This window comes from Vibrio sp. 10N.261.55.F4, assembly GCF_041470465.1.
In the GTDB taxonomy this organism is placed as follows: domain Bacteria; phylum Pseudomonadota; class Gammaproteobacteria; order Enterobacterales; family Vibrionaceae; genus Vibrio; species Vibrio crassostreae_C.
Genome location: NZ_JBFRMM010000041.1, coordinates 85,076 through 108,270, shown reverse-complemented (window position 1 = coordinate 108,270; position 23,195 = coordinate 85,076). Strand labels below are relative to the sequence as shown.

Genomic DNA, 23,195 nt, shown 5'->3' with positions numbered 1-23,195 from the left:
TTTTAATAAGCGTTTAGCTTTGCCATTTGTTATACGTTGAGCCTTCGGTAAAACGAGCTTAGGATACGTTCAGTATTGATAAAGGAGACAACCCATGGTTGCAAGAGTAACGATAGCGCCACAAGGCCCAGAACTTTCTGAGCTGGTGCAAGGATACTGGCGTACAGCAGAGTGGGGCATGACCCCGCAACAACGCCTGACTTTCCTGAAGCAACATATTGATTTTGGCATCACAACTGTTGATCACGCGGATATTTACGGTAACTACCAATGTGAAAAGTTGTTTGGTGAGGCGTTAGCGCTTGAACCAAGCCTTCGTGATGATATTCAAATCGTCACCAAGTGCGATATCAACCTATGTGGTGACCACACTCCAGATCGTAAGATCAATCACTATGACACCAGCGCGCAGCATATTTACCAATCAGTAAATAACTCATTAGAGCGCTTAGGTGTTAACGATATCGATGTATTGTTGATTCACCGCCCAGACGTGTTAATGGATGCGGATGAAGTAGCAGAAGCGTTCGCAGAGCTACACAAAGTAGGTAAAGTTAAGCACTTCGGTGTTTCTAACTTTTCACCGCGTCAGTTCGAACTGCTTCAATCTCGACTCGGTAAGCCGTTAGTGACCAACCAAGTTGAAATCAACCCATTGAACTTCGAAGTGGCTCATGATGGCACGCTAGATCAACTGCAGATGAACCGCATTCGCCCGATGGCGTGGTCTTGTCTCGGTGGTGGTAGCATCTTCAGTGGTGATTCAGCGCAAGCGGTTCGCGTTCGTGATGAGCTAGAGGCGATTCGTCAAGAAGTGGGTGCAGACAGCATTGATCAAGTGATTTACGCTTGGGTTCGTCGTTTACCATCTAGTCCAATTGCAATTATTGGTTCTGGTAAGATTGAGCGTGTGAAGACGGCCGTTGATGCACTGAAAATCGAGCTGACGCGCGAACAGTGGTATCGCGTATGGGTGGCATCTAAAGGTCACGGTGTGCCATAGAAAGCAATTCGTATAGAAGTCAAAGCCAGCTAAGTAAGCTGGCTTTTTTGTGTTCGCCTAACATGTTTCTCCAAAACTGTGATTAAGGTGGAATAATTTTCAAAAACACTCATAATGCACTCTGTTTTTCACCAGTTGGATATTTCCATTGAGCACTTCAAAATTCTCTTCAATCGCCCTTAAACCAGAGCTTCTAAATACGTTAGATTCTCTTGGTTATACTGAAATGACGCCGATCCAAGCGTTAAGTCTTCCTACTATCCTAAATGGCAAGGACGTTATCGGTCAGGGTAAAACGGGTTCAGGTAAAACAGCTGCTTTCGGTTTAGGCGTGCTGCAGAACCTACGCGTTAAGCGTTTCCGTGTTCAGTCTTTAGTGTTATGTCCGACTCGTGAGCTTGCAGACCAAGTAGCAAAAGAGATTCGTACTCTTGCTCGTGGTATTCACAACATTAAAGTGCTGACACTATGTGGCGGTATGCCAATGGGCCCACAGATTGGTTCACTAGAGCATGGCGCACACATTCTTGTAGGCACACCTGGTCGTATTCTTGATCACCTAGAGAAAGGCCGCATTGACCTGTCTGAGCTGAACACACTTGTGTTAGATGAAGCGGATCGCATGCTAGAGATGGGTTTCCAAGACGCTTTGGATGCTGTGATTGAAGCGGCGCCAAAAGAACGCCAAACTCTGCTATTCAGTGCGACTTTCCCTAAACAGATCAAATCTGTTGCAGACCGCATTATGCGCAATCCAGAAATGGTGAAGGTTGAATCAACACACGATCACTCAAGCATCCAACAACACTTCTACAAGTTAGAAGGTTCTGAAGCTCGTGATGACGCTCTAGAGCTGCTGTTGTTGCATCACCAACCAGAGTCTGCGGTTGTGTTCTGTAACACTAAGAAAGAAGTGCAGAACGTAAACGATGAGCTAAGCCACCGCGGTTTCAGTGTTATCGAACTTCATGGTGACATGGAACAGCGTGAACGTGACCAAGCTTTGGTTCAGTTCTCAAACAAAACCATCTCGATTCTAGTGGCGACAGACGTTGCGGCTCGCGGTCTTGATGTTGATAACCTAGATGCTGTGTTCAACTTTGAATTGTCTCGCGACCCTGAAGTTCACGTACACCGTATTGGTCGTACTGGCCGTGCAGGAAGCAAAGGCGTAGCGATCAGCTTTTTTAGTGAAAAAGAGATGTACCGTGTTGCTCAAATTGATGAGTACATGGACATGCCAATCGAGCCATCTGAACTGCCAGCAAAACCAATTGCTAAGCCGTACTACTCAAACATGGTTACCATCCAAATTGATGGCGGTAAGAAAGCTAAGCTTCGTGCTGGTGATATTCTTGGCGCACTGACGGGCCAAGGCGGCATTGATGGTAAATCAGTAGGTAAGATCAATCTGTTTGCAATGCGTGCTTACGTAGCGGTAGAAAGATCTGTGGCTAAAAAAGCACTGAACAAAATCGAATCAGGTAAAATGAAGGGTCGTCAATTCCGCGCCCGAATCCTGAAGTAATTCGAGACTGAATCCCTTTGCTGCGATATGTCTAATTAACGACATTGCTAATTAATGGCATTGCAGTAAAGGGTGTTCCACAAAATGCCACTTAAGTTTCTTATCTTAGGTTTATCGACCTAGTCCTCTATACCAAAGCATTATTCATCGGGTCTTATCGAATAAAGATCGTTGATATGTTTTCCTTCGCTAAGATACCAAGTCATCGCTTCCTGTCGATTGTGAACCAATATCGTGATTGTGGTTATTGAACCATCATCAAAATAACAAAGCTCATATTCTAAATCGCTTGGATGATCAGGAATAGCGGCCATAGCTTCCCTCCCAAATATCAATCATTTTAAATACGTCAACCCAACTCATTTATAGGGCTCGTATCACGTCAAATGAGTAATAAAATCAAGTTACATCACTGCCATTAATTATTTTTAGTTTAATCATTTGCCTAAATAGCTAGATTAGCAAGTTTGGGTCTCAATTTATCTCAAAGTTTTTACGACCACTGTTTATTAAGACTACTTTTATAAGAGCTAGAATTAGCGTTATAAAAACTGGGCTAACCTTAAAGGGATGAGTTAATCGGTTTGTGGCTTTGTTGAATTTCGTGAGAGGGTAGAATGAGAAAGTGCCGGTGGTTAGTTTTAGTGATCTGTTTTCTATTTACTGGGTGCGGGACCAAGTTCGCCTATAACAATATAGGTTGGTTTGTCGTTAGCTATATAGAAGATTTTGTTTCCCTCTCAAATAGCCAAGAATCAGAGCTTGAAGAGCGATTAGATATATTACAAAAATGGCATAAAGAAACTCAGCTACCTCTGTACATCTCGCAATTAGAAGCGATTCAAAACGTAGATCGGTCGGATATGAATCCCGCTTTTATTGTGGGCCAAAGTGAACAAACGAAAGAGCATATTCGCACAATCGTCAATAAGTTCGCTCCAGATATTTACGCCTTGAGTATGCAGCTTAGCCCTAAGCAAGACAGGGAGTTTTTAAAGAACTTTCGTGAAAAGCAGCAAGACTATTATGAAGAAAGGTTGTCGTTGAACGATGCCGATTCGAGAGAGCGATACCGAAGCAGAATAGAAGAGCGTGCAGAACGGTGGTTAGGTTCAGTATCGAAAGAACAAAAACAGATTATTTTGGCTTGGTCTAAAGAGTGGGTAAATACCAATAGCAGTTGGCGACAATATCAAAACAACACCTATCAAGAGCTAACGACGCTGATGGCAAAGAAGAGCGATCTGCATATTGCTCAGCCGATTATCATGAAGTTGCTTTTAAACAATGAAGCTTATTATCCTGATGAACTTGAGTCACAACTCAACCAACATATGGAAACATCAGCCAAGTTTTTAGTAGATATCGCCGCGACCAGCAGTAACAAGCAGTGGGCGTATTTTATGAATGAATTAGAAAGCCTCAAAGGAACGTTGAAGTCATTGCAAGAGTAGAGCGTCCCTTTTAAAGGCTAGCGGTTATTGTCGAGCTAGCCTTTCATCCCACTTTAAGGTGAATTTCGGAACCTAACCCCTGTTGCTCATCAGTAGTTTTGGAATCGAACCTTTGGCTGTCTTCGATATTTTCTGCATCAATTGGAAGCTCGGCTGTTGAATACCGTGGTCACTCTGCAGCTCATCGATCATTAATAACCACAACCTTGCTGTCATTTCTGAATCGGCTAACGCTCTGTGGAAAGTACCGTCGTTGTCGATATTTTTGAAACGCACAAGGTCGCCTAGCTTATGAGTTGGTGCGTCTTGGATTAGACGACGAGCTATCAACATTGAGCAAGCGAACTGTCCATTGTAATCGCGACCAATATTATCTAATTCCGCATCAAGAAAGCGCTTATCAAATGAGGCATTGTGAGCGACAAGTTGGCTGTCTTGAATGAAGTCTGCAAACTCATCCATCACTTCACTACAACTGGCCGCTGTGCTTAACATACGGTTACTGATTCCGGTATAACCTTCAATGAATCCACTCACACGAAATCCCGGGTTCATGAGCTGCTGGAAGGTGTCGACGACTTCGCCGTTAACGAGTTTAACCGCACCGATCTCAATCGCTCGGTCGCCCATATTTGGTGATAAGCCTGTGGTCTCGAAATCGAGAACGATAACGGAATCTGCGGAGTTTGGAGCCATCGTGTTTCCTAATTGCTGTTTGGTAGTATCGCTTTGTATGGGGCGTTTGGTGTTGCTATGGGTAAATCAGTTATTTGCTATTGCTGATAGTAAGTTCAGTGTAACCCGTCGAATCGTCATGCTCTCTGTTGAAGGTCAAGGTATCGTAGCGGTGAACAATCAATTCAGCCGTGGTCGCGATAATCGTCCCTTCAAGCAAATGCCCACCAATTACATTGCCATTCTCATCAGCAACGGAGATATGAATATGCTGGTGGTTTGGGGTTAGCGTTGCCATCACCGAGACTATTTCGAACGGAGCTTGAACTAGCTTGGTGTTGTTGGCATTAGCTAAGCGAATATTGAGTTGAGAAACACATCCGACACAAGACGCAATAGAGCCCGCGGAGATATTGTGCGCTGTCACTAGCCTCTGGATCTCTAGCTTTAGGTCTTGGCCGCGGGTTAATCTCGTTGCGATAGGAGTGATCATCTTATTGCCTCAACGTTATATGTATTTCAAAGAACAAAACGAAGCCACATAGGGCTTCGTTTTATTTTCATTTTGGCTAACGCGACTTTTCTTTTGGTTAATGCAACTTTGCATTTTCTGTCGCTGAAATTACTTAGTCTTGTTGCTGTTCTCTTTTCTTCTTAGGAACGAAGTTCAATACTGAAATGGGTACTTCTTTGCGTGGTTCGAAACCTTCAACAACGCGACGTTCAATCAAGTGACCAAGACGCTTTTCAATAATGCACAGGTTTTTGAAGTTATCTTTTGATAGGAAAGAGATCGCTTCGCCAGATGCATCAGCACGGCCTGTACGACCAATACGGTGAACATAATCATCTGCTGGGAATGGCATGTCGTAGTTCACTACGCGGCTTAGGTTGTCGATATCGATACCACGAGCAGCAACACCCGTCGCGACTAAGTATTTTAGGCGACCTTTCTTAAAGTCAGCCAAGATTTTTTCACGAATCGCTTGGCTACGTCCACTGTGGAAAGCTTCCGCTTGAATACCACGTTTCTCAAGTTGAGCAACCAACTTAGCCGCGCCGTGCTTGGTTTCGATAAAGATAAGCGCTTGGTCCCAGTTACCTTCGGTAATCATGTGGCTCAATAGTGCTGACTTACGGTCTTTATCTACCGTTACCAACCATTGCTCAATGTTCGCTTTAGACGCATCAGTCTTGGCAATCGAAATCTCTTCCGCTTCACTGATTGCACTTTTCGCTAGTGCACGCACTGGCGTTGAAAGCGTTGCCGAGAACAGCAGGTTTTGGATGTCTTGTGGTAGACGCGCGATGATCTTGTTGATGTCTTCAATGAAACCCATGTCTAGCATGCGGTCAGCTTCATCTAGAACCAGTACTTCCACTTCATCAAAGTGAACGGCACGTTGTCCGTACATGTCGATCAAACGACCTGGTGTTGCCACAAGAATATCCACGCCTTCAATAAGACGATCTTTCTGGTGTTGGTAAGACACGCCACCGTACATCGCTAGTGATGTTAGGTTTAGGAACTTCGCGTACTTAGTGATGTTCTGTTCAACCTGAACTGCCAGCTCACGCGTTGGTGTCAGGATAACTGCGCGGATACGTTTTTTACGCTGCGTTTCACCTTTGCTTAGCATTTCTAAGATAGGGAGAACAAAGCTCGCAGTTTTACCTGTACCTGTTTGTGCTGCAGCAATAAGGTTCTTACCAGAAAGAACAATCGGAATTGCTTTTTCTTGAATAGAGGTTGGCTTTTCATAGCCTTGTTTTGCAACGGCTTTAACAATAGGTGAGCTTAATCCAAGCTTGGAAAATGGCATAAGTTTCTCGGTATGATTTGGCTAAATAGCGATGGAAAGGTTTAACAATCTTATACAAGGATAAGATTAATGGCGGCATTCTACCATGTTGCTTGCTCACCGCTAGTCACATGCACATAAAAAAATCCAGTGTCGACAAGGCACTGGATTTTTAGTTTTGGTTGATCGCGATCTAGCTTTGCTTTATCGAAAGCGCTTAAGCGATCTCAATCTTCTCAGCTTGGTTCTGCTCTACCATTGATAGTGCTAGCGCTTCTGCGGCCTTAATGCCGTCGATACCAGCAGACAGGATACCGCCTGCGTAGCCTGCACCTTCACCAGCCGGGAAGAAGCCCTTAAGGTTGATGCTTTGGAAGTCTTTGCCACGTTTGATGCATACAGGAGAAGACGTACGTGTCTCAACACCGGTAAGTAGGCCGTCTGGCGTAGAGAAACCTTTGATCTTCTTCTCGAACGCTGGGATTGCTTCACGAATCGCTTCGATAGCAAAATCAGGCAGCGCTTTTGAAATATCAGTCAGGTGGATACCCGGCGTGAATGACGGTTGTACTTCACCGATTGCACTTGGATCGCGACCTTTCAAGAAGTCACCGATTTTTTGAGCTGGTGCATCGTAGTTTTCACCACCAAGAACATAAGCGCCGCTTTCTAGTTCACGTTGTAAACGGATACCAGCCAGTGCGTCACCTGGGTAATCACGCTCTGGGTCGATACCTACAACGATCGCGCTGTTTGCGTTACGTTCTGCACGAGAGTATTGGCTCATGCCGTTCGTTACTACGCGGCCTTCTTCAGACGTTGCAGCAACCACAGTACCACCTGGGCACATACAGAAGCTGTATACAGTGCGGCCATTCTTACAGTGGTGAACGAGTTTGTAGTCCGCAGCACCTAGGATTGGGTTGCCTGCGTTCTTACCGAAACGAGCTTCATCGATCATCGATTGCTTGTGTTCGATACGGAAACCAACAGAGAAAGGCTTCGCTTCCATGTAAACGCCACGATCGTACAGCATTTCAAACGTGTCACGAGCACTGTGGCCAACAGCCAATACCACGTGACGAGATTTGATCTCTTCACCGTTAGAAAGCGTTAGGCCAGTGATTTGACCATCTTCCATATGAACGTCGTCAACACGAGTGCTGAAACGGATTTCGCCACCAAGTTCAATGATAGAAGCGCGCATCTTTTCGATCATGGTAACCAGTTTAAAGGTACCGATGTGCGGCTTACTTACGTATAGAATTTCTTCTGGTGCACCCGCAGCAACGAACTCTTCAATTACTTTACGGCCGTAGTGCTTTGGATCTTTAACTTGGCTGTACAGCTTACCGTCAGAGAAAGTACCTGCGCCGCCTTCACCAAACTGTACGTTTGATTCTGTGTTCAGCGTACGCTTACGCCAGAAACCAAAGGTATCTTTCGTACGCTCACGAACTTCTTTACCACGCTCAACGATGATTGGGTTGAAACCCATTTGAGCAAGCACTAGGCCAGCGAATAGACCACATGGGCCAAAACCGATAACCACAGGGCGCTCAGTTTGGTTCTCAACCGCTTTAGCAACAAACTTGTACTCCATATCAGGAGTCACTTTTACGTGCGGGTCGCTAATGAATTGTTCTAACAACTCAGCTTCGTTTTCAACGAGAACGTCAAGCGTGTAGATAAGTAAGATCTTTGATTTCTTACGAGCATCGTAGCCACGTTTAAAGATATTAAAAGAGAGTACCTGATCAGAGTTAATACCAAGTTTCGCTTCAATAGCGTCTTGAATAGCAGACTCTTCATGGTCTAGTGGGAGTTTAATTTCGGTTAAACGTATCATTTCGATGTCTCGTTTTTATAGGTGTCTTAGCTAGATCGTTTCTTAATACAGAGTTTGATGGAAACGCTGATGTTCAAAGAAGCGATAAGCTCACAATGGCGCGCATTTTACGAGAAATTGATTTATCTGTCATACTAATTTGGAAACATGGAGCAAATAGACACGATATTAGAGCCGTATGATGTTGAATTTTGCTTTGGGATGAGTATTATCCCCATTCTTCAATTTTGACTAACTTATAGAGCAGAGCATCATGGCATTTGTCGTAGGCGATAATTGTATTCAATGTAAATACACAGACTGTGTGGCAGTGTGCCCCGCAGATGCGTTCCATGAAGGCCCAAATTTCATGGTAATCAACCCAATCGAATGTATTGATTGTGGTTTATGTGTACCTGAATGTGATGCTCAAGCGATCTTCCAAGAAGATGAGCTACCAGAAGATCAAAAAATCTTTATCGAAGTGAACGCAGAGCTTGCCGAAATCTGGCCGGTACAAACGGAAGTAAAAGCACCAATGGATGACGCTGAGAAGTGGAATGGTGTCGCTGATAAGTTGGCAATGCTAGAAAAGTAATTGTTGAAAAGAACTTAGATAAAAAGGCGTACTGATTTAATCAATACGCCTTTTTTAATATTTGAACATTGTCGACTGGATCGTTAGCTTATGAGACCTAGCTGTGCTGACGACGCATGTTGTCGAGAATGATGCCAGTCGCCATTGCAACGTTCAAAGACTCTGCGCCACCGAATGCTGGAATCGTAATCTTATCTGTCACGTATTTAGCGGCGTGTTCACGAATACCGTGAGACTCGCTGCCCATCAGCAAAATGCCATTTGCAGTGAAGTCAGTCTTATGAACACTTTCGCCTTCCAAAAATGCACCGTAAACCGGTAGATTCGCTTGCTCTAAGTAAGCTGGTAAGTCAGTTTGACTTACGTGTACTCGGCCAAAGCTGCCCATAGTCGCGCTGATAGTTTTAGGGTTGTATGGGTCTGCGCAATCACTGCTCGCAACGATATGCTTGATGCCATACCAGTCTGCTACGCGAATAATCGTACCTAGGTTGCCAGGGTCTGAAACGCCATCAAGTGCAATCATCAGTCCTGTCGCTTCTGGTAGTTCAAACGTTGGGATCTCAACAACCGCAATCGCTGCATTGTTACTTACCAAAGTGCTCGCTTTGGTTAGGTCATCCAGTGAGGCTTCAACACAATCAAACTCAATCAGTGATGCGTGATTTTCAGATAAGAAATCAGCGGTAGCAAAGACGTTCTTCACGACTAAGTCACTATTGAACAGCTCAAGAACGTTCTTTTCACCTTGAACTAGAAACAGGCCGTGGGCTTTACGTTGTTTCTTTTGGCCCAAAGCACGAAGGAGTTTTAATTGGTTTTTTGAAATCATGTTTTTATCCTAGATATAAGCCCGCGCATTATAGAGCAAAGGTTAGCGAACCAAAAGCGTGATGACTCAATGCGATCTACATAAAAAGCAAAAGCAACTCACTTAAAAAAGAAAAGCGCACTAAATAGCGCGCTCTTATGGGATTTACTCACCTAAGTTAAGCTGAACTGACAGCCTAATACGGAGCAGGATAGCGTTTAAATACTGTGTTGATATCAGTCAGGATCTCTTCTGATAGCGGTTTACTAAAAGCGGCTACGTTCTCTTTTAATTGCTCCATGGTCGTTGCACCGATGATGGTGGACGTCACCCCATCAACTTGATTACACCATGCCAATGCCAGTTGGCTCGGAGTAAATCCATGAGCGTTTGCTACTTCAACATAGCCTTTAACCGCTTCGTTGGCAGATTCAGTGTCACGGAAAATGCCTTTACGTTGCATGTAAGTCCAACGGCTGCCTTCCGGTCTTGCGCCATCAATGTACTTTCCACTCAACATGCCTGCAGCTAAAGGTGACCATGGCAGGTAAGCTACATCTTCATGCACACAGTTCTCAATCAGATATGGCCAGTCTTTTGCGTGCAGCAAGCTAAATTCATTCTGAATCGAAACCATACGTGGCAAATCGTGTTTCTCGCTCAGCTTGAGGTATGTGTTAATGCCCCAAGTAGAATCATCTGAAAGCCCGACATGGCGAATTTTCCCCGCCTTAATGCAGCTTGCCAGTGCTTGTAGGATTTCCAACATCTCAGCTTCATGCTGCTTTCGGTCAATATCACTGAATCGAATGTGATTCGGGAAATGCTTACCAAAGTGAGGCGTTGTACGATTTGGCCAATGAAGTTGGTAAAGGTCGATATAGTCTGTTTGTAGGCGTTTTAATGATGCGTCAACGGCTGCGATCACCGCTTCACCCGTTATCGGGCCGCCATCTCGAACCCAAGGAAGCCCTGGCCCGGCAATTTTGCTCGCAATGATCAACTCTTGTCGACGCTGTGGGTTACGCGATAACCAGTTACCAATGATCGCTTCTGTTTTTCCGTAGGTATCTGGAGAAGGTGGAACCGCGTACATCTCTGCAGTATCGATAAAGTTAATACCTTGGCTTAATGCGTATTCGATCTGTTGGTCGGCTTGCTGCTGCGTATTTTGTAGCCCCCAAGTCATGCTGCCAAGACAGATACGGGAAACGGGAATTTGACTACTTCCTAGCTTTGAATATTCCATTGAATTCGGGGTTCCTGTGGTTAGGTTCTCTGGTACTCGCATTATAGTTTTGAAAAGAGGGCGAGTGAGGAATGAAAACGAATATGAATTATTAGCACAAAATGACACGACAAGGTATGGCATCGGGGAGTTTAGTGAGTCATTTCTCAGCGCTGCAAGCTAGTGTGTGCAATGCGTGAAAATACATTCGCGAGAAACTATGAGCCAATTGGTGATCGAGAAGTGAAGAACAACAAGCAATGAGCGAAGGTTTAATGTTCAGCTTGTTTGGGAGTGGGGGAGAGGAGAACAGATCAAAAATAAAAAAAAGCTCTACCGGATAGAGCGTAGAGCTTTTTTATAGGGGTCTTAATAGTGCTAGGTATTCATTGAGTTACGAGGTCGCGTTTGTGTCTAATCCACCCTGGATCTGCGCCTGTCTTAGAGCTTCCTGCCTTTGAACTTCTTTCTCAGTTAATACTGGTCGAAGCGTTTCCTCAGAGGCTTGAGGAGAGAAAATGAAATATTTATTAATCGTCATAACTGTGTCTCCGTGTAACGTATGACAGATTCTGCATCAAGGATAAATTGTGATCATCATCCACTTTGTACTTTTGTTAGGCTGAGAGCGGAGGGCGTAGAATGCGTACAAAGCGATCTCTTATCATCCGTATGCAATGTTGAACTGACGAAACCCTCTGTTTTCAAGTATAGGAAGCGCATCTAATTTCGCACAATAATGATTTAGAGCAATTACATACATGGTCAGGGGCGTAAGATGAAAACCCTCGCTACTGACTCTGTGCTCGTATTTATTTAACGATGTATCACTTATCGACATAATAATTAAGTCAGTAAATCAATTACTTAATCCATGGTGAGATGAATTATGGAAAAGCTTGTAGAACGTTTTCTGAATTACGTTACTTTTGATACCAAATCCGATCCTTCTAATCAGCAATGCCCAAGTTCACCGGGTCAAATTACCTTTGCTGAAGCCTTAAAGTTAGAATTGGTGGCATTAGACTTAGTTGATGTGTCTTTAGATGACAATGGATACTTGATGGCGAAACTGCCGTCGAATGTCGATTACGATGTGCCTGCGATTGGCTTTGTGGCGCACATGGATACCGCTCCTGACGCATCAGGCGCCAACGTGAAACCACAAGTGATTAAAGATTACCGAGGTGGAACGATTGAATTAGGGGAAAGTGGCGAGAGTTTGAACCCAAGCCAGTATCCAGATCTTGATTCTTTACATGGTCACGACCTGATTACGACTGACGGCACAACTCTGCTTGGTGCCGACAACAAAGCGGGCATCGCTGAAATCATCAGTGCAATTGCTTACCTGAAAGCGAATCCAGACATCAAACACGGCGACATCTGCATTGGTTTCACGCCGGATGAAGAGATTGGTCGCGGTGCGAACCTGTTTGACGTTGAAAAATTTGGCGCCGAGTGGGCGTACACCATCGATGGTGGCCCAGTAGGGGAGTTGGAATTTGAGAACTTCAATGCCACGAGCGCCGATGTTATCTGTCATGGCGTGAACGTTCACCCGGGCACCGCAAAAGATAAAATGGTGAACTCGATGAACATTGCAGCGCAATTCCAATTGATGATGCCTGCGCAAGAAACACCAGAGTGCACAGAAGGTTATGAAGGCTTCTACCACCTGAAATCGGCGGAAATGGGTGTGGCTCGCTCTGAACTGGGATACATCATCCGTGATTTTGAACGTGAGGGTGTAGAAGCGCGTAAAGCATTCATGCAGCAGAAAGTCGATGAGCTGAATGAGCGCCTTGAGAAAGGCCGTGTTGAGCTGGTGCTAACCGATAGCTACTTCAACATGAAAGAGATGGTTGAACCGCATCAACATATTATTGAATTGGCCAAGCAGGCGATGATTGAGTGCAATGTCGAGCCAATGGTTAAACCAATCCGAGGTGGTACAGACGGTGCTCGCTTATCTTTCATGGGGCTACCATGTCCGAATATCTTTACTGGCGGTTACAACTTCCACGGTATTCATGAGTTCATTACCATTCAAGGCATGGAGCAAGCGGTAAAAGTGATTGTTGAACTGTCACAACGTACAGCAACGCATTACCAAAAATAGAACATCAGAGCGTTATATCTCTTTGTATTTTTGAGAGTATTCAATAATACTCTCTTTAAGCATAAGGGAGTACGCGATGAAAAAGTTAGTTTTACTTTGCACCCACTTAGCCGTGGGTGCTGTTGGTTTTGGGCTAGGTGTTTACGCATTGCCTATCTTGATTGAGCCTGATTCTCCTTCCTCAAGTTCTGTTGAAGCGATCAGTGAGCAGGCTATCTACACGGGCGAGTTCACTAAAGATCGACAAGACAGTGACTTCTTGCACTGGGGAGAAGGCATCGTCTCAGTATCCGAAAGTGCGATCGCTTTTGAAGGTGAATTGGCGCCGGGACCTGATTACAAGGTTTATCTCTCGCCTAAGTTCATTGAAACCGAGCACGCTTTCAATGACAGCAAGAACGAGTTATTGAGAGTCGGAGATGTGAAAACATTCGACCGCTTTATGGTTGAGCTTCCCGAAGGTACTGATCTTAATCGATTTAATACGGTTGTGATTTGGTGTGAAACTTTTGGCCAATTTATTACTTCTGCCAAGATAAAATGATAGCCTTACCAATAGCTGATTTAGGCACGTAAAAAAGCGCTCTATTTTTGAGCGCTTTTTCATAGCGAAGTCTCCGCTAATCGTTGTAAAGCTCGTCGTTGTAATGCTAAGGAATAAGTAATGGAAAAAGTGTGGCAAGTAATTGATTTTCTACTCGCTCATAAGTTTATTTTTAGTGCGTTGATTATCACTATTATTTTAATCATTCGCCGAATCACCTTATCTCAAATAAGAGGTGATGTTGCTTTCCTTAGTGAAGACCAACGTAACTGGATGTCACGAACCAAAAACGGCACATTCGCGATTATTGTTGTGACGTTATTTGTGCTGTGGAAATCCGAAATCAGCGAGTTTGCGCTATCTGTCACGGCCATTGCTGTTGCGATAGTAGTGGCTTCAAAAGAGATCATTTTGTGTTTCACCGGTTCTATTCAGCGTGCGAGTTCTCGTTCATTTAGAATCGGCGACTGGATCGAAGTGGGTAAAATCAGCGGTGAAGTGATTGAGCACAATCTGATGGCGACCGTGATTCAAGAAATCGATTTGTATCATGGGCAATATCACTTCACTGGCAAGACAGCCACGCTGCCTAATAGCATGTTCTTCACTTATCCGGTTAAGAACCTCAACTTCATGAAGCGTTATGTTTATCATAACTTTTTTGTGACGGTGAAAGACTTTGTAAACCTATACCCTATGCTGTCGGGTCTTATTGTGAAAATTGAAGAGCATTGCGAAGAGTTTATCGATGTTGCTCGCCGTTACAACGGTGTGATCGAAAAGCACGCTGGTGTTGACCTTCCGGGTTCTGAGCCTCACATCCATATCACAAGCAGTTCGACAGGTGAGCAAGAAGTCCATTTTATGATTTTCTGTCCAACCGAGAAGGCGGTTCATCTAGAGCAAGAGATTCGTAAAGATTTCATGGAAGCATACGCTGAAGCATTTCCTGTCAGTGCTTAATCCTGCAGTCCGCTGAGCCCCAAACAAAAGAAAGCCGAGAGCGATAATATCGACTCTCGGCTTTTTTGTTCTAACTATCTGTTCGTTTAATCTAGGTCAGCCAGTGGCAACCAATCGACTTTTACGCCTGCTTGTTCAAACATATCTTGGCTCACTTTGATTTTGTCTCCCCAGCGAGAAAGAAAGTCTTCACTTTGCTCTGGGCAGTGAACCGCAGAAATACCGGTTTGGATGATTTTCGCTGCGCAGTTTGGGCAAGGGAAGTGAGTCACCCAGATTTCACAGCTGTCCAAATCACGCTTGGCGAATAAGATCGCATTTTCTTCAGCGTGAAGTGTCTTGAGGTACTTCATCTCTCTGTCATCAGTATCCGCACTATCAGACACGCCATGTGGGTAGCCATTAAAACCAACAGAAACAATGCGGTTGTGCTTAGTGATTACGGCGCCGACTTGAGTTGAAGGATCTTTACTCCAAGAACCGACCAATTCCGCCATTTGATAGAAACGTTTAGCCCATTTTGAAATCATGAGAATTCCTTAACAATTAAATGTGAATGCTTATCTGTCTGACAATACATTATGTTAGACAATATCCATAGAGAACAAAAGCTGAGAGATTGATTTACTTAGGAATTGTAGCGTGTTTGTAATCACTTTATAAGTACTTGGTTTCAATTAACATATTGATACACTTTGGCCAGTTATAATTGATATTCCTCGGACAATGGTAACAGAGGTGTTACGTAAATTTTATGCTGTTCAAATACTAATAAGTGACGGTATAACCATGCGTAAAAAGTTGATCCTTACTGCTCTTGCAAGCTCTCTTATTCTTGCTGGATGTGGGCAAGATGCTCAGAATGCCAAGCAAGCGCCTTTACCTCTCGTAGCTGTACAGGATGTTAGCGTCGTTTCTCACCAACAAAGTAAGTCGTACATCGGTCGTATTGAAGCCGTTGAAGACACGGCAATTACTGCACAAGTTTCTGGCTACCTGCAAAGCCGCCATTTCAAAGAAGGCCAAATGGTCGAGAAGGGGCAATTGCTTTACTCAATTGAGCCTTCATCATTTGAAGCAGAAGTAGCAAGCGCGAAAGCGGCTGTTGCTCAAGCGAATGCCAACCTTAAAAAAGCCGAACTTGATTTCAATCGTGGTAAGAACCTACTTCCTAAGGGCAGTATTTCTCAATCTGAATTTGATGCATTAACGGCAAACCTATTAGGTTCTCAAGCACAGTTAGAAGCAAGCCAAGCTCAGTTAAACGCCGCGAATGTCCAACTTTCTCACACCAAAATTATCGCGCCTTTCTCTGGAAGAATCAGTGACACTAAAGTAAGTAAAGGTGACCTAGTTTCACCGTCTTCAGGTGTTCTGACAACTTTGGTTAGCCTAGACCCAATCCATGCATCGTTCAGCATCAGTGAGCGTGAGCGTATTGAGCTGGGTATGGACCGCATCGAAGGCGATGGCAGCAGCGACTCTGCAGGTGTTGAAGTTCAGATCATGCTTGAGAACGGTGAAGCGTTCGAACATCTAGGTCAGCTTGACTTCTTGGGCAACCGTATCAACCTTAATACTGGTACGATCGCGATGCGTGCGATTGCTGATAACCCGAATCAGCAACTACTTCCAGGCCAACACGTTCGCGTTGATCTACGTGAAAAACAACCTATTGATGTTGTGACTATTCCTCGTCGTGCAGTGCAAACCGACCTCGAAGGCGACTTCGTGATGGTATTAGTTGAAGGAGAAGCCGAACCCGTTGCTGAGCGCAGAAACATCGAAATGGGTCGTCAGGTTGAAGGTGGTGTGATTGTTCATTCTGGATTAGAGAAAAACGACGCAGTCATCACTCAAGGCCTACAGCGTGTACGTAATGGTATGTCTGTTCGTATTCAAGCTTCTGCTGAACAAGCTGAGTAAGGGGACTATTTATGTTAAGTCGTTTCTTTATTCAAAGGCCTAAGTTCGCCCTTGTTATATCCATAATCTTAACGCTGGCGGGTGCGATTTCTCTCGCTATCTTGCCAGTGGCTGAATATCCAAAAATTAGTCCACCGTCGGTCAGTGTGTCGGCATTCTACACGGGCGCAAGTGCTGAAGTGGTGGAACAGGCGATAGCCGACCCCATAGAAACGTCGGTTAACGGCGTTGAAGATATGATCTACATGTCTTCTAAAAGCGCTAACGATGGTTCATACAACCTTAATGTGACCTTTGATGTTGGTACTGACCCAGATATGGCTCAGGTCAACGTTCAGAACCGAGTTGCTCAAATCGAATCGAAGCTTCCGCAAGAAGTTCGAATGGTGGGTGTCACCGTTAAAAAGCGTTCACCAGACCTTTTGATGGTATTGAACTTCTATTCGCCAAACGGTGAGTACGACGATCAATTCTTGATCAACTACGTTAACCTAAACATTAAAGACCAACTGGCTCGTGTGAAGGGCATCAGTGAAGTTAACGTGTTGGGTGGTGGTGAATACGCGATGCGTGTTTGGTTAGATCCTGAGAAAATGGCTAACCTCAATATCACCACTTCAGACGTGAATCGCGCGTTGGCAGAGCAGAACGTTCAAGTTGCTGCAGGCCGTATTGGTGCTGCACCTTATAACAACGCACAAGAAGTGCAGTTCAACTTGGTAACAAAAGGCCGATTAGAAACAGCTGATGAGTTTGAAAATGTTGTTCTTCGTGCAACTCAAGACGGTTCAACGGTTTACTTAAAAGACATTGCACGTGTTGAGCTTGGTAAAAAGTTCTACGACGGTAATGGTAAATACCGTGGTCAAGATGCGTCGATCGTAACGCTGTCACTTCAATCAGACGCTAACGCGCTGGAAAGTGGCAAAGCTGTGATGGCGATGCTGGAAAACTTAAGCAAGAACTTCCCAGAAGGCGTGGCGTATGAAGCAAGTTACGACACTACACTCTTCGTTGCAGAGTCGATCAAAGGCGTAGTAAAAACGCTAATTGAAGCGATCTTACTGGTTATCGCGGTAACGTATCTGTTCTTAGGTAGTGCGCGTGCGACTTTGATTCCGGTGGTTGCGATTCCTGTATCTTTGATTGGTACTTTTGCGGTCATGCAGATGACAGGCTTTACCATCAACACGGTAACCCTGTTTGGTTTGATACTAGCGATTGGTATCGTAGTAGATGATGCGATCTTGGTTATCGAGAACGTTGATACCACAATGGCTAAAGACCCAACCATTTCATCGCGTAAAGCCACGCTTATTGCGATGAAAGAAGTAACGGGGCCGATCATTACGTCGACCTTGGTTCTACTTGCGGTATTCATCCCTGTTGCAATGCTTCCTGGTATTACTGGCATCATGTACCGTCAGTTCGCTCTGACTATCTGTATCGCGGTTGTTATCTCTTCAATTAACGCATTAACGCTATCACCTGCATTGTGTTCACTGGTTCTTAAGCAGGGTGGTGGTAACACGGCGCGTTGGTACCAAGCATTTAACCGTGGTCTAGAGTCTGTTACTAACAAATACGGTCAAGTGGCTGGCTTCTTAGTTAAGAAAGGCGTTCTGCTGTTCACTTTCTTCTTTGTGGCTTTGGCGGCTGTGACTTATTTTGCGAAGACAACGTCTACGGCGTTTGTACCTCAAGAAGATAAAGGCATTTTGCTGGTTAACGTTCAGCTTCCTGACGCGGCATCCTTGTCTCGAACCGAAGAAGTGACTAAGCAGCTGCTTGAAATGGTTGAACAAGAGCCGGGTGTTGATGGCGTAACACTGGTTAACGGCTACGCATTTATGACGGGCGCTTCTGCGTCGAATGGTGCGTCAATGTTCATCAAGCTTCACGATTGGGACATGCGTAATGCACTGGATGGTCAACACTCTGCTCAGGCTATCTCACAGCGTATTAATGGTCGTGCTGCGACTGAACTTCCTCAAGCTGTCGTGTTTGCGATGGGGCCTCCAGCAGTTCCGGGCATGGGGGCCGCGTCTGGTTTCGAGTTTGTACTTGAAGATACGCTAGGCCGAAGCCGTACTGATCTTGCTATGGTGATGAATGACGTGATAGCTGAGGCGAGCAAACAGCCTGAGATTTCACACACATTCAGTACTTTCCGTGCGAACGTACCTCACTACTATGTCGATATTGACCGTGAGAAAGCGCAGCAATTAGGTATTCCGTTGTCGGAAATTTTCCAAACACTACAAGGTAACCTTGGTTCGTTGTACGTGAACGACTTCACCATGTTTGGTAAGAACTTCCGCGTAACCATGCAAGCTGACAGTGAACACCGTAGCAGCATGGACGACCTACAACGATTCCACGTTCGTTCGTCTAATGGCGAGATGATCCCGTTAAGCACATTGGTGACTTACGACCAGATCTTTGAACCAGATGTAGCATGGCGTTACAACATGTACCGCAGTGCCGTGATTCAAGGTCAACCTGCAGAAGGTTACTCAAGTGGTGATGCGATTGCGGCAATGGAACGCGTAGCTGCAGAAGTATTGCCTCAGGGGTATCAGTACGAATGGACAGGCATGGCTTACCAAGAAGTACTAGCAGGTAACCAAGCGATCTTTGCTTTCGCACTGGCTCTGATCTTCATCTACCTGTTTATGGTGGCTCAATACGAGAGTTGGACAATTCCGATTGCGATTATCCTCGTGGTACCTGTCGCAACCTTAGGCTCCTTCTTGGCATTGAATCTAACGGGCACTCCGCTGAACCTTTATGCACAAATAGGTTTGGTTCTCTTGATAGCCTTGGCCGCGAAGAACGCAATCTTGATTGTGGAATTCGCAAAGGTTGAGCGTGAAGAGAAAGACGCACCGATTGAAGATGCGGCGGTGAAGGGCGGTACTTTACGTTTCCGTGCTGTGAACATGACGTCTTGGTCGTTCATCTTAGGTATCTTCCCGCTTATCTTTGCTGCGGGCGCAGGTCACGTGAGTCAGAACTCTTTGGGTATTTCACTGATCGGCGGCCTGTTATGTGTGTTACTGGCGGGTACGTTCCTAATCCCTGGCTTCTACGCATTCGTGCAACGTAAGCGTGAGAAAGCACACGGTGGTAATACGAAGCTGGTTCCGCTTGATGACGAATAGGGGATTGAGTGTCTTGTAAGATTCGTCTATTACAAGACCAACCCTCGGAAAACTAATTCCTTGTAAAAACTAAGGTTTAGCATTGCGCTAAGCCTTTTTTTATTCCACTTATGAATAAAAACGCCTTTTATATAAACAAATGTTTGTCATGTGATAGAGCTAACACTCTAATTTGGGTTTTTTAATAAAATGATGTTTTATTGGTAAGTATATGTTTAATATGATTTTAACAAGGTTCAGCTAACGGTTGTATGCTCGAAAACATTTGCACAATAGTGTGAAGTGTTTCAAAATTACGAAGTTATATTGAAATTTTTTGTGCATTGAGGTTCTTATGAAAGTCATTGATTTATTTAAACACCGAGGCGATAGCATGTCTTCGCAACACTCAGAGTTTATGCAATGGATGTCTCCAGCTCTTAGAGATTACTGGGGCGACTTTCTTAATCGTACGCAAAATAGCCATTTCTTTGCGTGGGTTCGTGATCACCACAAACCTGCTGTCAATGAAGATGCACCAGAGATGCCGGTGGAACAGCCGATCGTACTTAAGCCAGAAGCACAACTTGTGTTTGATGAGCTTAATCAACAGATCGGTGAAGTCATCCATACTGGCGACTGGATCAATGTAAGTCAAGACCGTATTAACCAGTTCGGCCTTGTTACTGAAGATATGCAGTGGATTCACACTGAGCCTGAAAAAGCGGAAACAGACTCTCCGTTCAAAACAACCATCGCACATGGTTTTTTAACTTTATCTCTGCTTCCTCGATTGACTGACAGTGTTGACCCTGACAAGTCTCAATTCCCAACAGCGAAGATGGTCGTAAACATTGGTCTTAACCAAGTACGTTTCCCATACCCTGTTAAATCGGGCAGTAATGTTCGTGCTAAAAGTACGCTAACAAAAGTAACGCCAATTAAGAAAGGCCTAGAGATTGAACGCGAAATTCGCGTCGAAATCGAAGGTATTCGTCGTCCTGGCGCAGTGATCGTTTCAGTGATTCAACTTCACTTCTAAACGAACCATATAGATTCAAAAAAAGAGAGAGCTTAATGCTCTCTCTTTTTTTTCATAAGATAAAACTCACTCACTTATTTAATGCGAGTGTAGCCGTACTCTTCGATAAGGTCTTGCCCTTGCTTTGACTTCACGAACTTGATGAAGTCTTTGCTCTCGTCAGAAACTGAGTCTGTCTTGTGCAGCAACAAGAATGGGCGAGCCAATTCATAGCTGTGGTTAGCAATGTTCTTAGATGTTGGCTCTACGCCTTCAAATGTAATTGCTTTAATCGAACGGTCGATTGAACCAACAGAGATAAAACCAATCGCGTGTGGGTTATGGTTAACAATCGTTTTAACCATGCTGTTGCTGTTTACAACCAAGTTATTTGGGTTGATGTCAGACACTAGACGGTCATTAATGATCTTCGTTAAACCAAGCAAGCTTTCGAAGCTATAGCGTGAGCCAGAAGACGCTTCGCGAGTGACAACTGCGATAGGCTGATCTGCGCCACCCACAGCTTTCCAGTTCGTGATTTTGCCTTTGTAGATATCGAACAGCTGCTCACGTGTAACGTTGCTTACAGCGTTTGAGCGGTTAGTTACTACAGCTAGGCCGTCAAAGGCAATTGGAAATACCTTCAACTTCTCGTCTTGTTCGCGGTCGGTTAAATAACGCGAGCTCATACCGATGTCAGAGACACCTTTATTAACCATGGTAATACCTGCTGTAGAACCAATGCCCTGAACCGCAATATAGTTATCAGGGTGAGTCTTGTTGTACTCCTCAGCTAATACATCCATCACTCGTGATACTGAAGTGGAGCCCGAAATAGTGGTTTCTTGTGCTAAAGCAGCATGAGAAGACAGGGCTAAGGATAAAAGAGAGGCAAGCGCGACTCGTAACATAAACAACTCCTAGTTAATAACATTTGTCGCATATGATAGGTCGGTTATATGACACTTTTGTGAAATTCCATACTCTCGATGTATAGCTGTTCGCTTGATGAGTCGTAGCTTTCTGGGTTTCCGAAAGCAGATTCGTTTCTGGGAGCAGGGCAGGTATTTTGATTACGCTTGTTCGCTAAAATGTTTGTTGAGTCCTAAGCTAAGTAGAGGAATTCACTACTTAGAAGTTTCTATGAAGTTACAAGGGGTGTTATGTCCGTCATTCATATCGAGCTGAATCGTCTTTTAATTGGGGCCGAGAGGCTCTGTACATCTCGAAATCGAAGTTTACCTGTCGAGCTAGGCAAATCCCTATATGAAGAGTGTGAGGGTGGTGTGCTGTTTTCTCAGGCGCATTATCTACTCGACTCATCTCACAGTGATTATACAAACGAGATCGTCTGCGTGACTTTTGATGAGTCGCTGTCTTGTTGGTTAGTGATGGTGCCGCTTGAAGGGGATGTCGAAACCGACTCTGTGAATTGGGGGCCGTATCCGTACCTTCCTAAATCGAAGGATCTTGATGCTATTTTGGCGGAAATAGAAAAAGACCCTAAATCGTACTTCTGGTCATAGTCACTCTGTTTTCACGTTTGCTGGTGGCCTGCTCGCAAAGCTGAATCAATGAGTATCAAAACTCAACCACTGAATCCCAAAGCCAAATCATCTCATCCCACACCCAAGTGGCTTAATATTGAAGCCACTTGGTTTACACCAGTTCCCAACTAAGACGTCCACATCAATCTATCGCTTTGTTTCTTTAAACTTGCGGCTTTACGCTCTGCAGTTGTGCTTGTGCCACTAGCGATCGGAAGTCTTTTGGTGTTTTTCCGTGATACGTTTTAAAGGCCGTGCTGAAGTGAGCGGCACTTTTAAAGCCTGACTCATACGCGATTTGAGTGATCGACTTATCCGATGTTCTTAGCTGAGTGGCTGCATGAGCAATACGTTTTATCTTTAATAAGTTTGAGAACGACAGATCTTCAGCCGATAAGCGACGTTTAAGCGTAGCCGGTGACATTCCCATGTAACTGGCGAGCGTATCCAAAGAGATATTGTTTTCAATGTTTTGCTCGATGTAATGAATGACTCTTTGGGTCACGGTTAACCTTGAAGCTCGAGCAATAATAGCCAATAGAGCTGGGTACTGTTCCACCATCAAAGACAGCAAACTTAAGCCTAATTGAGTGAGTGCGTAGTCATTCTGAGAAGAAGAGTTGGCCAGTGACATGATGAGATCTTTCAACTGACAGAGCTCAGTATCCGTTTGATTGAACTTAATGTACTTGTCTGGGATTCGAGCGGACTCTAAATCGCTGAACTGATTAATGAACTTTTGAAAGATAGCCAAATCAAAATCTAAGCAGGTTGCGCTGAATTCGCCATTTTCAGTGTTAACCGTGATGTCTTTAATCTGACCAGAATTGTAAAGGGTGAAATCTCCCGCTTGCAACGAGGCTTGAGTACCATTGGGCAACACAAAAGAAATGCTGCCTTTCGACACTATAAAGATACCGTTTTTAGAGGCAGGATAACGTTCTCGTCTCCTGGGAATGAAGTTTCTGAACTGAGTAACTGTGATTGATGACATAGTGAGCT

22 protein-coding genes are annotated in these 23,195 nt (G+C 44.5%); 11 read left to right on the top strand and 11 right to left on the bottom strand.

What is annotated here, in order from left to right:
* Positions 1-94: 94 nt before the first annotated feature.
* Positions 95-1,003, top strand: a complete 909-nt coding sequence (locus tag AB4249_RS19150) for an aldo/keto reductase family oxidoreductase (RefSeq protein ID WP_102333939.1) — start codon at positions 95-97, stop codon at positions 1,001-1,003.
* Between the two features lie 148 nt (positions 1,004-1,151).
* A complete protein-coding gene (gene dbpA / locus AB4249_RS19145; protein WP_017064348.1) occupies positions 1,152-2,531 on the top strand; it encodes an ATP-dependent RNA helicase DbpA in 1,380 nt (459 codons plus the stop codon).
* A gap of 140 nt (positions 2,532-2,671) precedes the next feature.
* On the opposite strand, the gene AB4249_RS19140 is transcribed toward dbpA, so the two are convergent.
* The gene (locus AB4249_RS19140; protein WP_017064349.1) at positions 2,672-2,845 is read right to left on the bottom strand and encodes a hypothetical protein; all 174 of its coding nucleotides are present in this window, start codon (positions 2,843-2,845) and stop codon (positions 2,672-2,674) included.
* Between the two features lie 303 nt (positions 2,846-3,148).
* Between AB4249_RS19140 and AB4249_RS19135 the strand changes: the two genes are divergently transcribed.
* Positions 3,149-3,985 (top strand): DUF6279 family lipoprotein, encoded by an 837-nt coding sequence (locus AB4249_RS19135; RefSeq protein ID WP_372104440.1) that lies wholly within the window; start codon positions 3,149-3,151, stop codon positions 3,983-3,985.
* 72 nt (positions 3,986-4,057) lie between these two features.
* Here the strand turns inward: AB4249_RS19135 and AB4249_RS19130 are convergent, their stop codons facing one another.
* From AB4249_RS19130 to AB4249_RS19115, 4 genes are all read right to left on the bottom strand, one after another.
* Positions 4,058-4,681, bottom strand: a complete 624-nt coding sequence (locus AB4249_RS19130) for a PolC-type DNA polymerase III (protein WP_017059480.1) — start codon at positions 4,679-4,681, stop codon at positions 4,058-4,060.
* A 70-nt stretch (positions 4,682-4,751) separates the two neighbouring features.
* Positions 4,752-5,153: a PPC domain-containing DNA-binding protein gene (locus AB4249_RS19125; RefSeq protein WP_017059481.1), complete on the bottom strand. Its 402-nt coding sequence runs from the start codon at positions 5,151-5,153 to the stop codon at positions 4,752-4,754.
* A 133-nt stretch (positions 5,154-5,286) separates the two neighbouring features.
* Entirely contained in the window at positions 5,287-6,483 is a 1,197-nt protein-coding gene (locus tag AB4249_RS19120) for a DEAD/DEAH box helicase (protein WP_017064352.1), read from the bottom strand.
* A gap of 196 nt (positions 6,484-6,679) precedes the next feature.
* Complete coding sequence (locus AB4249_RS19115) at positions 6,680-8,311, bottom strand: NAD(P)/FAD-dependent oxidoreductase (RefSeq protein WP_048606003.1); 1,632 nt, start codon at positions 8,309-8,311, stop codon at positions 6,680-6,682.
* 253 nt (positions 8,312-8,564) lie between these two features.
* On the opposite strand from AB4249_RS19115, the gene fdxA reads away from it, so the two are divergent.
* Positions 8,565-8,888, top strand: coding sequence for a ferredoxin FdxA (fdxA, locus tag AB4249_RS19110; protein ID WP_010431058.1), 324 nt, complete (start codon positions 8,565-8,567; stop codon positions 8,886-8,888).
* Positions 8,889-8,985: 97 nt separating this feature from the next.
* Here fdxA and AB4249_RS19105 read toward each other — a convergent pair whose 3' ends face one another.
* The 3 genes from AB4249_RS19105 to AB4249_RS19095 form a co-directional block, all read right to left on the bottom strand.
* The gene (locus AB4249_RS19105) at positions 8,986-9,720 is read right to left on the bottom strand and encodes an RNA methyltransferase (protein ID WP_065584752.1); all 735 of its coding nucleotides are present in this window, start codon (positions 9,718-9,720) and stop codon (positions 8,986-8,988) included.
* Positions 9,721-9,895: 175 nt separating this feature from the next.
* The gene (locus tag AB4249_RS19100; RefSeq protein WP_032545660.1) at positions 9,896-10,948 is read right to left on the bottom strand and encodes an aldo/keto reductase; all 1,053 of its coding nucleotides are present in this window, start codon (positions 10,946-10,948) and stop codon (positions 9,896-9,898) included.
* A gap of 373 nt (positions 10,949-11,321) precedes the next feature.
* Positions 11,322-11,468: a hypothetical protein gene (locus tag AB4249_RS19095; protein WP_017059486.1), complete on the bottom strand. Its 147-nt coding sequence runs from the start codon at positions 11,466-11,468 to the stop codon at positions 11,322-11,324.
* Between the two features lie 348 nt (positions 11,469-11,816).
* Here AB4249_RS19095 and pepT point away from each other — a divergent pair, with 348 nt between their 5' ends.
* From pepT to AB4249_RS19080, 3 genes are all read left to right on the top strand, one after another.
* Positions 11,817-13,049: a peptidase T gene (gene pepT, locus AB4249_RS19090; RefSeq protein ID WP_017059487.1), complete on the top strand. Its 1,233-nt coding sequence runs from the start codon at positions 11,817-11,819 to the stop codon at positions 13,047-13,049.
* A gap of 76 nt (positions 13,050-13,125) precedes the next feature.
* Complete coding sequence (locus AB4249_RS19085) at positions 13,126-13,593, top strand: DM13 domain-containing protein (protein ID WP_017064357.1); 468 nt, start codon at positions 13,126-13,128, stop codon at positions 13,591-13,593.
* 120 nt (positions 13,594-13,713) lie between these two features.
* The gene (locus tag AB4249_RS19080; RefSeq protein ID WP_017064358.1) at positions 13,714-14,556 is read left to right on the top strand and encodes a mechanosensitive ion channel family protein; all 843 of its coding nucleotides are present in this window, start codon (positions 13,714-13,716) and stop codon (positions 14,554-14,556) included.
* Between the two features lie 86 nt (positions 14,557-14,642).
* Here AB4249_RS19080 and AB4249_RS19075 read toward each other — a convergent pair whose 3' ends face one another.
* Positions 14,643-15,086, bottom strand: a complete 444-nt coding sequence (locus AB4249_RS19075; protein WP_017059490.1) for a dCMP deaminase family protein — start codon at positions 15,084-15,086, stop codon at positions 14,643-14,645.
* 259 nt (positions 15,087-15,345) lie between these two features.
* Between AB4249_RS19075 and AB4249_RS19070 the strand changes: the two genes are divergently transcribed.
* The 3 genes from AB4249_RS19070 to AB4249_RS19060 all read left to right on the top strand — a co-directional run bounded on the left by AB4249_RS19070 (position 15,346) and on the right by AB4249_RS19060 (position 20,667).
* A complete protein-coding gene (locus tag AB4249_RS19070) occupies positions 15,346-16,482 on the top strand; it encodes an efflux RND transporter periplasmic adaptor subunit (RefSeq protein ID WP_065584750.1) in 1,137 nt (378 codons plus the stop codon).
* 11 nt (positions 16,483-16,493) lie between these two features.
* Positions 16,494-19,646 carry an efflux RND transporter permease subunit gene (locus tag AB4249_RS19065; RefSeq protein ID WP_372104438.1) on the top strand — a complete coding sequence of 1,051 codons (3,153 nt, stop codon included), beginning with the start codon at positions 16,494-16,496 and terminating at the stop codon, positions 19,644-19,646.
* A gap of 334 nt (positions 19,647-19,980) precedes the next feature.
* Complete coding sequence (locus AB4249_RS19060) at positions 19,981-20,667, top strand: MaoC family dehydratase (protein ID WP_017059493.1); 687 nt, start codon at positions 19,981-19,983, stop codon at positions 20,665-20,667.
* 74 nt (positions 20,668-20,741) lie between these two features.
* Here the strand turns inward: AB4249_RS19060 and AB4249_RS19055 are convergent, their stop codons facing one another.
* Positions 20,742-21,557, bottom strand: a complete 816-nt coding sequence (locus AB4249_RS19055; protein ID WP_017064361.1) for a phosphate ABC transporter substrate-binding protein — start codon at positions 21,555-21,557, stop codon at positions 20,742-20,744.
* 252 nt (positions 21,558-21,809) lie between these two features.
* On the opposite strand from AB4249_RS19055, the gene AB4249_RS19050 reads away from it, so the two are divergent.
* Complete coding sequence (locus tag AB4249_RS19050) at positions 21,810-22,172, top strand: DUF3024 domain-containing protein (RefSeq protein WP_017059495.1); 363 nt, start codon at positions 21,810-21,812, stop codon at positions 22,170-22,172.
* 184 nt (positions 22,173-22,356) lie between these two features.
* Here AB4249_RS19050 and AB4249_RS19045 read toward each other — a convergent pair whose 3' ends face one another.
* On the bottom strand, positions 22,357-23,187 hold the full coding sequence (locus AB4249_RS19045) for an AraC family transcriptional regulator (RefSeq protein ID WP_017064362.1): 831 nt from the start codon (positions 23,185-23,187) through the stop codon (positions 22,357-22,359).
* Positions 23,188-23,195: the final 8 nt, after the last annotated feature.

Bases quoted from the DNA above. Each gene is read 5' to 3' on its own strand.
- AB4249_RS19045 (WP_017064362.1), bottom strand. From the start codon at position 23,187: ATGTCATCAATCACAGTTACTCAGTTCAGAAACTTCATTCCCAGGAGA.
- AB4249_RS19120 (WP_017064352.1), bottom strand. From the start codon at position 6,483: ATGCCATTTTCCAAGCTTGGATTAAGCTCACCTATTGTTAAAGCCGTT.
- AB4249_RS19080 (WP_017064358.1), top strand. From the start codon at position 13,714: ATGGAAAAAGTGTGGCAAGTAATTGATTTTCTACTCGCTCATAAGTTT.
- AB4249_RS19095 (WP_017059486.1), bottom strand. From the start codon at position 11,468: ATGACGATTAATAAATATTTCATTTTCTCTCCTCAAGCCTCTGAGGAA.
- AB4249_RS19085 (WP_017064357.1), top strand. From the start codon at position 13,126: ATGAAAAAGTTAGTTTTACTTTGCACCCACTTAGCCGTGGGTGCTGTT.
- pepT (WP_017059487.1), top strand. From the start codon at position 11,817: ATGGAAAAGCTTGTAGAACGTTTTCTGAATTACGTTACTTTTGATACC.
- AB4249_RS19125 (WP_017059481.1), bottom strand. From the start codon at position 5,153: ATGATCACTCCTATCGCAACGAGATTAACCCGCGGCCAAGACCTAAAG.
- AB4249_RS19075 (WP_017059490.1), bottom strand. From the start codon at position 15,086: ATGATTTCAAAATGGGCTAAACGTTTCTATCAAATGGCGGAATTGGTC.
- AB4249_RS19100 (WP_032545660.1), bottom strand. From the start codon at position 10,948: ATGGAATATTCAAAGCTAGGAAGTAGTCAAATTCCCGTTTCCCGTATC.
- AB4249_RS19140 (WP_017064349.1), bottom strand. From the start codon at position 2,845: ATGGCCGCTATTCCTGATCATCCAAGCGATTTAGAATATGAGCTTTGT.
- AB4249_RS19050 (WP_017059495.1), top strand. From the start codon at position 21,810: ATGTCCGTCATTCATATCGAGCTGAATCGTCTTTTAATTGGGGCCGAG.
- AB4249_RS19055 (WP_017064361.1), bottom strand. From the start codon at position 21,557: ATGTTACGAGTCGCGCTTGCCTCTCTTTTATCCTTAGCCCTGTCTTCT.
- AB4249_RS19115 (WP_048606003.1), bottom strand. From the start codon at position 8,311: ATGATACGTTTAACCGAAATTAAACTCCCACTAGACCATGAAGAGTCT.
- AB4249_RS19070 (WP_065584750.1), top strand. From the start codon at position 15,346: ATGCGTAAAAAGTTGATCCTTACTGCTCTTGCAAGCTCTCTTATTCTT.
- AB4249_RS19065 (WP_372104438.1), top strand. From the start codon at position 16,494: ATGTTAAGTCGTTTCTTTATTCAAAGGCCTAAGTTCGCCCTTGTTATA.
- AB4249_RS19105 (WP_065584752.1), bottom strand. From the start codon at position 9,720: ATGATTTCAAAAAACCAATTAAAACTCCTTCGTGCTTTGGGCCAAAAG.
- AB4249_RS19130 (WP_017059480.1), bottom strand. From the start codon at position 4,681: ATGGCTCCAAACTCCGCAGATTCCGTTATCGTTCTCGATTTCGAGACC.
- fdxA (WP_010431058.1), top strand. From the start codon at position 8,565: ATGGCATTTGTCGTAGGCGATAATTGTATTCAATGTAAATACACAGAC.
- AB4249_RS19150 (WP_102333939.1), top strand. From the start codon at position 95: ATGGTTGCAAGAGTAACGATAGCGCCACAAGGCCCAGAACTTTCTGAG.
- AB4249_RS19060 (WP_017059493.1), top strand. From the start codon at position 19,981: ATGAAAGTCATTGATTTATTTAAACACCGAGGCGATAGCATGTCTTCG.
- AB4249_RS19135 (WP_372104440.1), top strand. From the start codon at position 3,149: ATGAGAAAGTGCCGGTGGTTAGTTTTAGTGATCTGTTTTCTATTTACT.